This is a genomic window from Sorangiineae bacterium MSr11367 (assembly GCA_037157805.1).
GTDB lineage: Bacteria > Myxococcota_A > Polyangia > Polyangiales > Polyangiaceae > Pendulispora > Pendulispora rubella.
This window is the reverse complement of sequence record CP089983.1, coordinates 7,352,705-7,366,351: the sequence shown is the minus strand read 5'-3', so window position 1 is coordinate 7,366,351 and position 13,647 is coordinate 7,352,705. Positions and strand designations below refer to the sequence as shown.

The 13,647-nt window shown below is 65.2% G+C and carries 10 protein-coding genes; 6 read left to right on the top strand and 4 right to left on the bottom strand.

Annotated elements, in window-relative coordinates:
* Window positions 1-62 precede the first annotated feature (62 nt).
* Window positions 63-1,031, top strand: coding sequence for a helix-turn-helix domain-containing protein (locus LVJ94_28515; protein ID WXB00853.1), 969 nt, complete (start codon window positions 63-65; stop codon window positions 1,029-1,031).
* On the opposite strand, the gene LVJ94_28510 is transcribed toward LVJ94_28515, so the two are convergent.
* Window positions 1,023-2,930, bottom strand: a complete 1,908-nt coding sequence (locus LVJ94_28510) for a beta-propeller domain-containing protein (GenBank protein WXB00852.1) — start codon at window positions 2,928-2,930, stop codon at window positions 1,023-1,025. The two genes, LVJ94_28515 and LVJ94_28510, sit on opposite strands and share 9 nt — an antisense overlap.
* Before the next feature lie 293 nt (window positions 2,931-3,223).
* On the opposite strand from LVJ94_28510, the gene LVJ94_28505 reads away from it, so the two are divergent.
* From LVJ94_28505 to LVJ94_28485, 5 genes are all read left to right on the top strand, one after another.
* A complete protein-coding gene (locus tag LVJ94_28505; protein WXB00851.1) occupies window positions 3,224-4,924 on the top strand; it encodes a protein kinase in 1,701 nt (566 codons plus the stop codon).
* 170 nt (window positions 4,925-5,094) lie between these two features.
* Entirely contained in the window at window positions 5,095-7,455 is a 2,361-nt protein-coding gene (locus tag LVJ94_28500) for a TonB-dependent receptor plug domain-containing protein (GenBank protein WXB00850.1), read from the top strand.
* 8 nt (window positions 7,456-7,463) lie between these two features.
* On the top strand, window positions 7,464-8,996 hold the full coding sequence (locus tag LVJ94_28495; GenBank protein WXB00849.1) for a hypothetical protein: 1,533 nt from the start codon (window positions 7,464-7,466) through the stop codon (window positions 8,994-8,996).
* Between the two features lie 109 nt (window positions 8,997-9,105).
* Window positions 9,106-9,885 carry a hypothetical protein gene (locus LVJ94_28490; GenBank protein WXB00848.1) on the top strand — a complete coding sequence of 260 codons (780 nt, stop codon included), beginning with the start codon at window positions 9,106-9,108 and terminating at the stop codon, window positions 9,883-9,885.
* On the top strand, window positions 9,882-10,358 hold the full coding sequence (locus tag LVJ94_28485) for a hypothetical protein (GenBank protein WXB00847.1): 477 nt from the start codon (window positions 9,882-9,884) through the stop codon (window positions 10,356-10,358). Before LVJ94_28490 ends, LVJ94_28485 begins: the two co-directional genes overlap by 4 nt.
* Here LVJ94_28485 and LVJ94_28480 read toward each other — a convergent pair.
* The 3 genes from LVJ94_28480 to LVJ94_28470 all read right to left on the bottom strand — a co-directional run bounded on the left by LVJ94_28480 (window position 10,343) and on the right by LVJ94_28470 (window position 13,647).
* A complete protein-coding gene (locus tag LVJ94_28480; protein WXB00846.1) occupies window positions 10,343-11,812 on the bottom strand; it encodes an alpha/beta hydrolase in 1,470 nt (489 codons plus the stop codon). The genes LVJ94_28485 and LVJ94_28480 overlap by 16 nt on opposite strands.
* A gap of 562 nt (window positions 11,813-12,374) precedes the next feature.
* Window positions 12,375-13,043 carry an MBL fold metallo-hydrolase gene (locus LVJ94_28475; GenBank protein ID WXB00845.1) on the bottom strand — a complete coding sequence of 223 codons (669 nt, stop codon included), beginning with the start codon at window positions 13,041-13,043 and terminating at the stop codon, window positions 12,375-12,377.
* A gap of 22 nt (window positions 13,044-13,065) precedes the next feature.
* Complete coding sequence (locus LVJ94_28470) at window positions 13,066-13,647, bottom strand: metallophosphatase family protein (GenBank protein ID WXB10757.1); 582 nt, start codon at window positions 13,645-13,647, stop codon at window positions 13,066-13,068.

The window sequence follows — 13,647 nt, the reverse complement described above, 5'->3', positions numbered from 1 at the left end:
GATGTGGCGGGGCGGCATCGTTCACCAGTGGCAAGAATGACAATGTGCGCTAAATAAATGACATGCCTTCTCGACGCGTCCTCCTCGCGGTCAGCGACGACGTGCCCATCTTCGAAGTGGCCATTCCGTGCGAAGTCTTCGGGCGGCCGCGGCTCGACATCATGAATCCGTGGTACGAGCTGCGCGTCTGCGCGCGCGTTCCGGGGCGCACGCGCACGGGCGCAGGCTTCGTCGCCGGCACCACGTACGGCCTTGGCGAAGTGGCCAAGGCCCGCAAGACCGACACGCTCATCGTCCCGGCCTGCGCCGACGTGCTCGAGTCATCGCCACCCGATCTCGTCGATGCCGTGCGCAAGGCGCACGCACGCGGTGCGCGCATCGTGTCGCTCTGCACCGGCGCGTTCGTTCTGGCCGAGGCGGGGCTGCTCGATGGGCGCCGGGCCACCGTGCACTGGCTCTACGCGGACATTCTCGCCAAGCGCTACCCCAAGGTGAGCGTCGATCCATCGGTCCTCTACGTCGACGACGGCGATGTGCTCACCAGCGCCGGTGTCGCCGCAGGGCTCGATCTCTGCCTGCACTTGGTGCGTTTGGACTTCGGCGCGCGCATCGCGAACGTTCTCGCGCGCCGGCTGGTCATCTCGCCGCATCGGCCGGGCGGGCAAGCGCAGTACCTGCAAACGCCGCTGCCCAAGACCGACGACGAGGGCCTGGCGCCTTTGCTCCACTGGACGCTCCGGCACCTCGATCGGCCGCTCACCATTGCGGATCTGGCCAAGCGGCAGCACCTCACGCCGCGCACCTTGATCCGGCACTTTCGCGCAGCGACAGGCATGCCGCCGCTCAAGTGGCTCCTCGCCCAGCGCGTTCAGAAGGCGTGCTCCCTGCTCGAGTCGACGCGCGAGACCCCCGCGCGCATCGCGGAGTTGTGCGGCCTAGGGGGCGAGGCCAACCTGCGCCATCACTTCGCGCGCATCATGGGCGTGCCCCCCACCGAATACCGCCGCACCTTCGAACGCGCGTCAGCGTGAGCGGCGGCGGCGCACGATCCACAGAGGGAGCAAGCCCGCCAGAACGATCCAGCCCTGGCTGCGTGCCCCCGGGGTCGCAGAGCATCCAAAGTAGCCGCCGCCGTGGGTGTCGTCTCCCTCGTTGTAGTAGTAATCGTAGGGGTGCTCGTAGCCATCGGCGTACGGGCAGGACTCGATCTGGAGATCGGCCGTTTGCACGGCTTCGTCGCGGCTCGCGAGGGAGAAGGCGCGCACGTTCGACTCGCTGATGGTGAGCAGCTCCTCGCCGTTGGCGAAGGCGCGGCGAGGGTGACCGCGCAAGGGAAGCAAGGCCCGCATCGTCAGCGGGCGACTGCTCGTGTGGGACCAGTCGACGAGCTGCACACCGCCCGTGGCCGAGGCGCAGGCGTCGCGGCGGGTACCCACGGAGTACGCGCCATCGCCGTTTGCATAGGGAACGACCACGAGGTCCGTGCGCTGGCCGCCGCCGATCACGCGGAAGGCCTTTTGAATGCGATCCTGATCTTCCGGGAGCAGAAACTGCCCGCCAAAGCGGGACCCTTGCGCGGGCGGCCCGAACGCGAGGCGCTGCACCAACGTCGGATGGTCGAGGTCCTGCACGTCGAGGAGCGAGACATTGAGCGGCCCCGCCGGGTCCGTCGAATCGATGCCAAGTCCGAGCACCTGATTGCCCCGCGGCTCCATGTGAAAAATGTAGCCGGGCATGTGGACCTCGCCGCGCTGGCGCGGGGCCGCCGGATTGGACAAATCGATGACGAAGAGGGGATCCGTCGTTCGGAATGTGATGGCGTACGCCCGCTCTTTGTCGAACCGAACCGCGCGCAGTCCCTCCTGCATGGGCAGCTGAAGTTGCCCGTACCCGAGGCGCGTGAACGTGCGCGGGGTCTCGATCTTGAAGGTCTCGATCACGGGCATGCCCGTGCCATTGGCCGAGACACCGGCCCCGCGTTGGGTGACCACCCGCAGAACGCCGTCCGTCTCGTCGACCTGCCAGCGGCTCAATACGGGGCCGACCAGCGGAAGCGTGGCGCTGCGAACCAGCGCGCCTTTGGGATCCGTCACATCGACGACCTCGAGGAGGCCTTCACCGATGCCCGTGTCATTGGGGTAGTCGGGGTAGGGCGAGTCGGCCATGCCTCCGATGTAAAGCCGGTCCTTCGTGGCCACGATGCTTCGCTTCCACGGCATCTGCGTGAACGAGTTTTGCCCCAAGGGGCCGCTGGCGAAGGCGAGTTGATCGACCATGCGGAGCTGCGACCGCGTCGAAAGATCGAAGCTGGTGAGCAACGTTCGCGGCATGGGTCCGCATTGCCAGCACTGGCCGTTGTCGTAGGTGGCCAGATAGAGAACGTCGCCCACCATGCGCGAATCGGCGATGTCCCCGGGAACGGGGAAGGTGTCCACCACCCGCGGATGCGCCGGATCGACGATATCGATCACGACGACGGCGGCACCCGAATCGGTGGGGCGAGGCCGATAGGTCGACCCCATCGCGGTGCACGGCGTGCCGTCTCGCATGTACGCGCCATTGACCATGGCGACGAGTTGATCGCCCCGCCGGTACATCTCGAACGGCTCGCCGGCGATGCGCAGCTGCCCCAGGAGGGTGAGCTGCCCCGGATGCGAGATGTCCACCACGGACACGCTGCCCAGACGCGACATCGCATAGAGGCGCCCGCCGGCGGCTTGAACGATGTCTGCCTCGGCAATGGCCCGCGCTGCGTCGTCCTGCACCGGCGTTTCATCACCGGGCGGAGCCTCGGACGCGGGGGGAGGAGCATTGGCCCCTCCTTGATGATCCGACGCCGATTCGGAAGACGAGGAGCAGGCGGCGGCGAGCCACGGAAGGGAGGCGAGAAGGAATGCCCCGAGCTGGCGATTCAAGCCAAGAAAGTTCATGAGTGGCGTTTGCGCAAGCGGCGGGCCACCGTTGCGCACGCTAAAAATCCCGCCGCGAACGATCTTGCGCGCCCGCGGGGCATGACCGTGCTGTCACTGAGGCGCGGCGCTGGGCTATGCTGGGCCAAACACGGTGGTCGCGACCCCCAATGGGTGGGCGCGTTTACTACATCAGGGGGCCAGGATAGCGTTCACGAGTAGATCGATTCTTTGTTTCGGATTTGACATCGGGAATCGGTCTCAGCAAACTCTTGCGATCTAGCTGAACAACCGAGTCGAAGCACCGTGAAGCCATGTCCGATAGGCGTCAAGGAGGAGGGGCCAACGCCGAGAATCCGATGAATGCACGAGGTCCTCAGCATTCCTCAGGTGGGGCCGGTGGAACGGGCGGCGTCGTGGGCGCGGCTCGCCAGTCGGGGCCCGATCCGCTCATTGGTCGCACCATCAATGGCCGTTACCGCATCGACGCGGTGATTGCGCGCGGTGGTATGGGCAAAGTCTATCGCGCGGAGCAGGCGCCGCTCGGGCGTGTGTGCGCGCTGAAAATTCTGAGCCCGCGCTACGACGGCGAGGACGATCCGGAGTTCCGCAGGCGCTTCTTCCTCGAAGCCTCCACGGCCGCGAAGCTCACGCACTCCAATACGGTCACCATCTTCGACTACGGCAAGTCCGAGAACGAAGAGATCTATTACATCGCCATGGAGTACATCGAGGGGCGCACCCTCTCGATCGCGCTGCGCGACGATGGGCCGCTTCCCGAGGAGCGCGTGCGGCATATTGCGGCGCAGATCTGTCGCTCTTTGCGCGAGGCGCATGGCCTCGGCGTGGTGCACCGGGATCTCAAGCCCGGCAACATCATGCTGACGAACAAGGGCGACGAGCGCGACAACGTCAAGGTGCTCGACTTCGGTCTCGTCAAAGACGTGACCACGGACGCGCAGGATCACACGCAAGAAGGCGTGTTCATGGGGTCGCCCAAGTACATGGCGCCCGAGCAGATCCTCGGTCTGGCCCTTACGCCCCGCGCGGACGTTTATTCGCTGGGCATCATGCTCTTCGAGATGCTCACCGGGAAGGTGCCGTACGACCGCGGTGGCGCGAACATCGCCACGCTGATGGCCCACGTGAACGACCCGCTCCCGAACATGCACTCGATGGCGCCCTCGCTGGCATTTTCGCCGCAGATGGAAGCCATCGTGTACCGCTGTCTGGAGAAAGATCCAGCGCGCCGGTTCGCCTCGATGAGCGCCCTCTTGCTCGCCATCAAGGGCCTCTCGGAAGATGGTTCCATCGATGTGAGCGGGCCCTTTGCCTCGCCGCGCCATCCGTTCCTATCTCCCGATCAACCGTCAGGACCACACGGGGCAGCAGCACACGGGTTGGGGCCCGGTGTGCGGCCGCACATTCCGGTGCCGCCGTCGAGCGAGAAGACGGTGCTCGTGCGACGGCCCGATGACCCGCCGGTGCTGGTGGGGTCGACGGGGCGGAAGGCGCTGATTGGCGTGCTCCTCGGGGGCACCTTGCTCGTGGGCGCAGGTGCCGTTGCCGCCGTCGTGCATTTGATGTCGCAACAGCGTGAGTCGGCCGCGGCCATGGCCGCAACGCCGCCGGCGCACAAGGCGCCAAATGCCAGCGCGCAAGAAGTCGCCGCGCCAGCGCCCGTTGCACCGTCGGCCAGTGCCGCCCCGCGTGTCATCCACGTGGAGAGCGATCCCCCAGGCGCCATTGTGTCGGAAGATGGACAAGAACTTTGCGCGAGCACCCCATGTGATGTGATGCTCTCCGGCCAGAAGGCCACGAGAGAGCATCGGTTCACGATGGAGAAAAAAGGTTTCAAACCGTCTCCTCTTTCCGTCGATCCCAGGGCGGAAAGCATCAGCGTCACGCTCGTTCCGGTGGCCGTCCCGCAGTCTCCTCGCAAGAGGCCGGATGTCCCCAAGGGAGATCCGGGTAGCTCGTTCAAGCCCGATCCCTACAAGCCAGATCCCTACTAGTGAGCAATTTCAAAATTGCAGTGCGCCAAGAGCGGCCCTCCAAGCCGGGGCTGCGGGCATATGCCTCGAGAAGGTGCGCCTCCGGGTTCGCCTTTTTGCTGAGCATTCTCGTTTCCTCGAGCGCCCTGGCGGACGCCCGAACGGAAGCTCGCCGGCATTTCAAGAATGGAATGCAATTGGTCCAGCAAAAGCGATATGCCGAGGGCATCGCGGAACTGGAAAAGGCGAACGAGATACTCCCGCACCCCAATGTCGTGTTCAACATCGCCCGCGCGCGCGCCGAGGCGGGAGAGCTCGATACGGCGGTCGCGGGCTACAAAGAATACATTGCCACCAATCCGCCCGATCGGGTCGAGGTCGAATTGGTGCTCGCGCAATTGGAGGACCGGCTCGCGGCGCAAAAGGTCGCCGAAACGAAGCCGCCGGCGCCCGAGCCCGCGGGGCCTACGCCCATTGCCCCGGGCGAGGTGCCGACTCCCCCCAAGCCGGCGGAGGCAAAGTCCACCGAGCCGCAAAAACCCGCCGCGCCCATCCCCCAGGCCATCGTCGGCGAGGCGCGCACGGAAGACGTCTACGAAGAGACGATCATTACCGCCTCGCGCGGCAAGCAAAGCCCGCTCGATGCGCCCAGCTCGACGACGGTCATCACGCAGCAGGACATTCGCCTGTCCGGCATCACGCGCATCCCCGAGCTGCTCCGCCGCGTCGCTGGGATGGACGTCATGGAGATCACCGGGGGCGACAGCAACGTCTCGATGCGCGGCTTCAATAGCCGCCTGGCGAACAAAGTCCTCGTTTTGGTCAACGGGCGTTCGGTCTACAACGACATTCTCGGCTCCACCTTCTGGGAGCTGCTGTCCATCGACGTCGACCAAATCGAGCGCATCGAAATCATTCGCGGGCCGGGATCGGCGCTTTACGGTGCCAATGCCTTCGCCGGCGTCATCAACATCATTCCCATTGCCCCGGGCGAGGGGAAACCCGGTTTGCGCGTGGGCTATGGTGATCAGCAACAGGCCTATGGCTCGGCATGGGCCACCGGCCGCCAGGGCGACATTGGATACCGCATTTCCGCCGGCTACACGCGCTACCCCAAATGGACGCGTGAGATCGACGGCGGGCGCTCCGACGTGCTCTTCGCGCCGGTCAATCAATTCACCGGCGCCGAGTCGCAGCGCATCGACATTCGCACGTCGAAGCGCTTCGGCAAGGACATGTCCTTGGACGTCGGCGGCGGCTACGCGAACAGCAAGCTCGATGTGTACGGCATCGGCCCGCTGAACGAGTACAACTTCGACGCGGCGAACGGCGACATCACCGTCGACTTCAAGAGCAAGAACTTCAACGCCCGCACGTACTTCACCCGCCTGTCGGGCACCGGCCAGGCCGCGTACGATTACATCGGCCATACGCTCTATACGTCGCATCCTCGCCAGAACGTGTTCAACACCGAGGCGGAGTTCGTCGGTACCTTCGGCGAGAACATCACGCACGACGTTCACTTCGGGCTGGGCTATCGCCTCAAAGACGTCAGCTGGGAGTACCTGCGCGGCAACGACATCGAGCACCACGGCTCGACGTACGTTCAAGATTCGATTCACTTCGGCAAGCAATTCAACATCGTGGGCTCGGGGCGTCTCGACTACGTCCCGTACCTGAAGAAGATCGTCCCCTCGGCGCGTGCCTCGGTCATCTACAAGCCCACGGATCGGCAGGCGTTTCGCCTGGTGGGGGCTTCCGCCTTCCGCTCGCCGAGCTTCCTCGAGGCGTACGTCGGATTGCCGATCATGCTCAGCGTGCCCGGCGCCCTCTATTATTCGGGCAATGGTCGCGAAGATGGCAGCCGGCTGCAGCCGGAGCAAATCATCTCGGCGGAAATTGGCTATCTCAATCAGCAGAGCGATTTGTTCGAGTTCGACGTGACCGCGTATTACCAGCGGGTCACCGATCTCATTGCGGTGCAGGACAACCGCAACGTCACCCTTTCCGACCGCCTGCGCGGCGCGGGCGGCTTCGATCCGAGCGCGGGGCGCTACATTGCGACGTTCGGCGGTTTTACCAATCAGTGCGATACGCACAACGTCGGCGGCGGTGAGCTCGGCGCGCGCGTGTATCCGGTGGAAGGGCTCGACGTCTTCGCCAATTACGCCTTGAACGTGTCGACGCAGGACAAGCCGTCGTCGTGCGCCATCCCCGAGGACAAGCGCACCAGCCGGCACAAGGTCAACGCGGGTGTCCAGGTTCGTACCAAAATGGGCCTGAACGGTGAGGTCAGCTGGCACTACCAATCGGCCCAAGTCTGGCAGGAGAAGATCGCCACGGCCGACGGCGTCGTGTACCAGCAATTCGACGTGCGCGCCTACATGCTGCTCAATGCCCGGTTGGGGTATCGATTTTACAAAGACAAGGCGGAAATCTCCGGAACCGTCTTCAACCTGTTGGGGGATTCGGACAGCGATCCATTGCAGATGCATCCCTATGGAAATCGAATCGGGCGCCGTTTCATGGCTTTCTTCACGTACTCGCTATGAGCTTGGAAATGATTTCCCACAAGTCGACAATTGGCCGGGCGCTCGCAGTGGTTCTGGGGTCGCTCGCCTTCGGGGCGTGCGGCGATCCGGACATCTTTCTCGCATCGGATCAATACGGGCAGGCGTCGGGGGCGCTCGAGGGGACGGTGACGTACACGGGCGCGTTGCCGTGCACGGAGAACGGCCGTGTGCTCGGCGCGGCGAATCTCCTGGTGCTGGACGTGCGTCTGCTGCCGCCGCCCGAGGGCGTGGGGCGCTCGGCGGCCAGCTTCAACGTCGTGGCGGGTGAGACGTTGTTTGCCAGTGTTCGTGGTTCGCTGACGTTCCATTCCAATGGCTCGCGCTGGTGTCCCGAGGCGTCGACGCCCCCGGTGACGGTGAGCGCCACGTGGTCCGTGGGGCCGCTCGCGGGCGGGGTGTACCAAGTGCGAGGCTTCTACGATCGCGATGGGAACTTCGATCCATCGTTTTCGATATCGAATTTGCCGACGCGCGGGGACGTTGCCGGTGGCGCCATCGAAAACGCTGCCGAGGTGGCAACGGGCAAAGCGCCGCGCTATCGCCAGCTTGCGCTGGGTACGCAGCGGTCGCCCGGCGTTTGGCAAATAGGCCCCGATGGCGCGAAGATCGGTGAAGTCGCGGTAACCCTGGGGCTGCCGCTGCCGACGGAGCGGCCGATCTTCCATTCGAGGGAGGTTCTCAATCCCAAGCCGGTGCCGAATGACAATCCACTTCAGGTGGTCATGCCGGCGGACTTCCAATTGGCGAAGGTCGATCCGGCGGATCCTGCCGCGCTGGAGCAGTCGTTCGTTCGGGTGCGCCTCGGGGCAGGGGTGCCTGCGACGGAGGTGGACGAGGCGTCCAATCGGCCTTTCTCGTTTCCCGTGCGGAACGGGACGGCGCTGATTTATACGCGCGAGGACGTCGATGGCAATGGAACCATCGACGCGGCGGATCACGTTCCCGATTCGACGTTGCCGTCGCTCTATCCGATGGTGGTGTTCGCGAAGATCCCGAAGACGCCGTCGCGCGTGGTGTCGGGCCCCGTCGTGATTTCGCAGGGCCTGACCATCTACAAAGATATCGCCAGCACGGCGACCGCGCCGACAGATCTGCGGGATCCTTTGGGAGAGGCCATCGTGGCCGTGCGCCCCTCGGTGATCTGCCTGGATCCGCTCGACGTGACCAAGCCCGGCGTGGTGGTGATTACGCACGACACCGACAAGGCGGGCAACCGCATCGTGGCCGACGAGGCCGCGTTCAAAGCGGCATTGACGGCCAAGTTCCGTCGGCCGATGGACTTGGCGTACGGCTGCTTGCCGACGGGCGCCTACGCGATGAACGTGGTGTACCCCACCGGCCAAGCATGGACGACGCCGAACGAGGCGGGTGTTTGCGCGGCGTCGGAGCAGCCAGCCACCGCCGACACCTGCGGCGCGCGCCCGCGCCTCGTATCGCAAACTGCGGTGCTGGCGATCTCGCCACCAAGCGATGCGAGTTACTGCAGCGCGCATCCCGCGCCAAGCCTCTGCGGCCAGTAGCGCATGACAATGCGATCGCGTCAGGTGTCGACGCGATTGCACACCCATTCGTTCTCGTTCGCGGATCGTTCCTTTCTCTGCGCGGCCCGTATCGTGCTTTTCCGCGAGCATGAACAAGCCCGTGTCGCCTTGGCGCATTCGGATCGGTTTGACCGCAGCGGCGTTTGCGTCACTGGCGACGTCGGCTCCGGAGGGATGGCGTCTCGACGCGACGCTGCCTCCCGAAACGTCGCCGCCGCAGGGACAAGCCTATCGTTACAAAGTGGAGTCGAACTCCAAGGTCATCGTTACGTTGAATCGGGGTATCACGGGGCGTCCCTGGAAATGGAAGACGGACAAACCCGAAGACGCGGTGGGGCAGGGGTTCGTCGTTTTTCCGGGCGAGCGCATCGAGCGGATCACTGCAACGGGCGATTGTGACGGGTGCCAGGACGACACATGCGATCCGCCTGGCGGCGCATCCGTCCAGCTTCTCAACCCCACGCCTCTGTTCGTGTCGTCCGCCCGGGACGAGGTCGAGATCACGGTCGATCAACGCGGCAGGGCGGAGGGTAAGGTCGATTTTTTTGCGACGATCGAGTCGCTCGACTGGGTGACTGTGGATGCCGTGGTGCCTGAGGGCCCGGGCACACTGCGGTTCGAAGCGTATCCGGAATCGGCCAACGATGTTTCACGCATCGAGTCCGTGTCGGTTGGAGATAGCAGCGACAACTTTTTCGACGTCTCGATCCATGCCACGAAGGGGCAGTCCTTCGAGAGTCAGCGCTGGAAGGTGGCCGTCATTCTCGAGAGGCTCTGCGAAGGCACGCCTTGTCCCGCTCCCGCGGTCCGACCGAACTTCTTCTCCATTTACGGGCCCTCCGTCGAGGAAGCGGAGAGAACCCCGTGACACCTTCGTCGGATCGCACGGCGCCGCTGTACATCGTGCTCATCGCCCATCCGCTGATGATGGCGTCGGTGGCCGTGTTGATCCTCAACGACCACGTGCTCAAAGCGCACTGGCCCGGGTTTCTCACGGGCAAGCTATCCGATGCTGCGGGGCTCGTGTTTTTTCCCGTGCTGCTTGCGGCGCTGAGCGGCGTTGTGTTGCGGCGGGCCAAGGGAGTGGCTTTGCTGGTCGCGTGCGCGCTCATCACGGCGGTGGTGTTCGCATGGATCAAAATCGACCCCACGGGCACGGCGTTCTATCGGCACGCGCTCGCGGTTCTTCAATGGCCGTGGCGGGCTGCCATGGCTTTTGTGCATGGTCACGGCTTGCCCGGGGTGCGGCCGGTGGTGGCGGTGACCGATCCCACCGATGCGTGGATGTTGCCGTTTGCGACGCTGTCGCCGTGGCTCGGGTGGCGCTATTCGGGAAACTGAGACCAGCCGGGGACGCCGTCGAACCACGGTTTCCAGGATCTGCGGAGGGCCCTTTGCATCGGAAGATTCAAATTGTGGCCCGAGGACGCGTCGCCCCCGACGAAGACCGTGAGGCCCGCCCGCTCCAACACCGGGCGCGCGCGGCGGGCGTTTTCGAAGCAGTGGCCCGTGCCGCAGACCAGCACGACGCGCTGGACCCCGCCGCGGGCGAGACGGCGGGCGAAGTCCGGGGAGGCTGTGGAGGCGTAGGCGCCTTCGGCGAGAAGGATCGTGGGAAACTCGGAGGCGCGGCGCACGAGGAAGGGCGCCGCGGCGGTGGCGCCCTGGGAGAAGCCGGCGTAGGTGACAGGGGTCGTGGCGACGTAGGAGCCGTAGCGGCGGCGCACCTCCTCGATGGCCTGCAACCCGAGTCGCTCGATTTGCTCCGCGCTGCTCCAGGCGTAGACGTTGCCGCCCATGGGCGTCCCGCGCGGGCACACGATGAACGGGTAGGCATCGTTTCCCAGGCGCCATCCGCCGCAGGCCCAATCATGGCGATCGCCGGCACCGTGCATCGCGAGCATGAGCGGACGCGGCTCGGTGGCGCCCATCGGGACGGACACGACGGCTTGGTCGCCGTTTCCTAGGTCCAGCGTCTCGAGCCAATTGGCGCGCAGTGGCTCCAGCTTTTCCGGCTTTTCCCGCGCCGTCGCCTCGTTGCCCGTCGCGCCCTTCGCGTGGGTCTGCAGCCACGTGAACGCCTCGTCCATGATGCGCTCCCCTTCGAGCAGCGCCCCGTGGCGGGCGTTGGGGATCTCGATGAACGTTGCGGGCACGTTCGTACGCGTTAGCGCGGCCACGCCCTCCTTCATCACGGCGCGGTTGTCGAATGTGCCCGCCATGAGCACCGCGCCCTCCAGCTTCGTGAGCGATCGCGCATCCGCGGTGCGCGGCGCGCCCATGAGAATGATGCGTCGGTACTTCGATGGATACTTGGCCGCCAGTTTCTCCGCGACCAGCGCGCCCTGCGAATAGCCGATGGCCACGATGGGGCCGGCTCTCTCGTCACGGGCGGCGCGGAATCCTGCGTCGATGCGCGCGTCGAGCTTCTCGAGATCCCACGACCAGCTTCGCATGCCGCGGCCGCAATCGTGCTCACCTTGAAGCGCCATCAGCGAGCCGCGCGTTCGTGCGGTGGTCTGGAAGGCCTGGATGTAGCCGAGGCCATGTGTGCACGCACCGTGGAGGAAGACCATGCGCTCGGTGGTGTTGCGGCGTCCAGCAACGTAGAAAACCGGGAGATCTCCCGGCACATCCACAGTGCGCGCTTCGGCGTACGGAGCATCGTCCGGCGACGGGGCGGACACGTCCGCGGCCGTCGTCGTTTCCGCGGCAGGCGCCGGGGCCGGCGCATTGCGGCATCCCACGGCGAGTGTGAGCGCCGCCGATAGGCTTAGGCGTCGAAGCCGCGGCATGCGTGTTCCCATTCAAGATTGGGGCCTCGCAAGGTAACGCGCGCTCGACCGTTCCTGTTGCGGCCTCGCCGTTTCTTCGACCTCCACGGGGGCGGCGTACAAACGAGTGCGTGATCGCGCGCTCCGCGCAACCTCAGACGATCTTCTTCTGGCCTTCTCTCTGCCAGACAAAAATGAGGGTAGAAGAGTTCCGGTGGATGCGAGCAGTTGTGTGCTGCTTCCCCAACGAGGTTTCTGGCCACCGGTCCACGCCCGCAGCGTTTCCCGTCACCGCTCTACGTGTGGCTCCCGCTGGCGAGGCTCCCGGAGGAGTGGCTCCTCGCTATCAACGGGCACGTGGAGGGCTGTTGCCTCCCGCTCGTACCTTGTGGCAACCCATCATCTCAGTCTGCGACCTTGGGGCGCGGAGTCCGGAGCACCGCGCATCAACGTCTGACCCCCGCCAGTGCCAATTCGGGGCCAACGCCACCCACCGCAAAAATAGCCGTCCGCGCGGGCGCTCGCCCTGTCCGGGACGCTTTTGCGCCTGTCCCGGACACCCTCGGCGGGCACGCGCTATGCGCTAGCGGAAGACCGGATTAATCTTTCGCACTTCGGACAGCGGCGCATGCTCCCCGCCGTAGGCATGGCCCGGATAGAGCACCATCTCGTCGGGAAGGCGCGCCAGGCGTTGCTGCAGGGTGCGGCGCATCTCCTCGGGATCGCCGCCCGGAAGGTCCACGCGCCCGCAGCCCTGCAGGAAGAGCGTGTCGCCCGAGACCAGCGCATCGCCCACGCGGAAGCACTGCGAGCCCGGCGTATGCCCGGGGGTGTGCAGCAGTTCCACCTCGACCGCGCCCACCTTCACGCGATCGTTGCCCTCGTGCGACACGAGATCCGTCGCGGACAGGCCGGTGACCTTGCGCACCCCCTCCGCCTCGTTCTTGTGCACGTGGACCGGGCACGGTGCCACCTCGAGCAGGCGCGAAAGGCCCTCGATGCTATGCCCGAAGAGCGAGCCCCCGACGTGATCGGGGTGATAGTGCGTCACCAACGCCCCGGTGATCTTCATGCCGTCTTCCGTGGCGCGAGCTGCAATGCCCTCGACGTCCCACGCCGGATCGACCACCAGGCATTCGCCAGCGTCCCGATCTCCAATCAAGTAAACGAAGTTTCGCATCTGCGTACCGGCGATGTTTCCCTGTCCGATATCGCGACCGACCAGCAATTGGCGTAGGTAGAACGAGCTCACGGCTGTTTCCGTAGCACAGGTTTCAAGGTCGCCACACGTTGCCCGATTCGCAGTCGATGTGGCGCATCTCCACGCGATCGCGCTGGATGTGAATCACGCCGAAAAGGATCGGCAGTTGAAAACGCCGCGGGCCAATCGAACCTGGGTTGAACATCACCAGCCCGCGGTCTCGGCCCAGGAAGGGCACGTGGGAGTGCCCGCAGACCACCACGGAGGCATCCTCGGCCGTGGCCAGCCTCACCGCGTCCGCGCGAAGCTTGGGCCCGTTCACCGCGATGTGGAGCAAGAGCAGCTTCCACAGGCTCGTCTCGCCGTCGCGCACGTCGAGGATGCGGACGTCGGGGATGTCATCACCCTGGCCATCGATGTTCCCGCGCACGGCCGAGAGCGGCGCGATGGTAGCGAACTGATCCAAAACGGAAAAATCGCCGATGTCACCCGCGTGGAGGATACGGTGCGGCCGCTCTTTCATGATGAGCTCGTTCGCACGCGGATGCGGCTTGCTATGCGTGTCCGCAACGACCACCAGCCGCAGCTCCCCTTCTTGAAGAGCGACCTGCTCGTGCACGGTAAGCAACCTCGACGGTTTCTGGGCTCTGGACAT

Excerpts from the sequence above, each read along its gene's own strand:
- LVJ94_28490 (WXB00848.1), top strand. The coding sequence starts at position 9,106 with ATGAACAAGCCCGTGTCGCCTTGGCGCATTCGGATCGGTTTGACCGCA.
- LVJ94_28505 (WXB00851.1), top strand. The coding sequence starts at position 3,224 with ATGTCCGATAGGCGTCAAGGAGGAGGGGCCAACGCCGAGAATCCGATG.
- LVJ94_28495 (WXB00849.1), top strand. The coding sequence starts at position 7,464 with ATGATTTCCCACAAGTCGACAATTGGCCGGGCGCTCGCAGTGGTTCTG.
- LVJ94_28510 (WXB00852.1), bottom strand. The coding sequence starts at position 2,930 with ATGAACTTTCTTGGCTTGAATCGCCAGCTCGGGGCATTCCTTCTCGCC.
- LVJ94_28500 (WXB00850.1), top strand. The coding sequence starts at position 5,095 with ATGCAATTGGTCCAGCAAAAGCGATATGCCGAGGGCATCGCGGAACTG.
- LVJ94_28470 (WXB10757.1), bottom strand. The coding sequence starts at position 13,647 with ATGTCCAGAGCCCAGAAACCGTCGAGGTTGCTTACCGTGCACGAGCAG.
- LVJ94_28515 (WXB00853.1), top strand. The coding sequence starts at position 63 with ATGCCTTCTCGACGCGTCCTCCTCGCGGTCAGCGACGACGTGCCCATC.
- LVJ94_28480 (WXB00846.1), bottom strand. The coding sequence starts at position 11,812 with ATGCCGCGGCTTCGACGCCTAAGCCTATCGGCGGCGCTCACACTCGCC.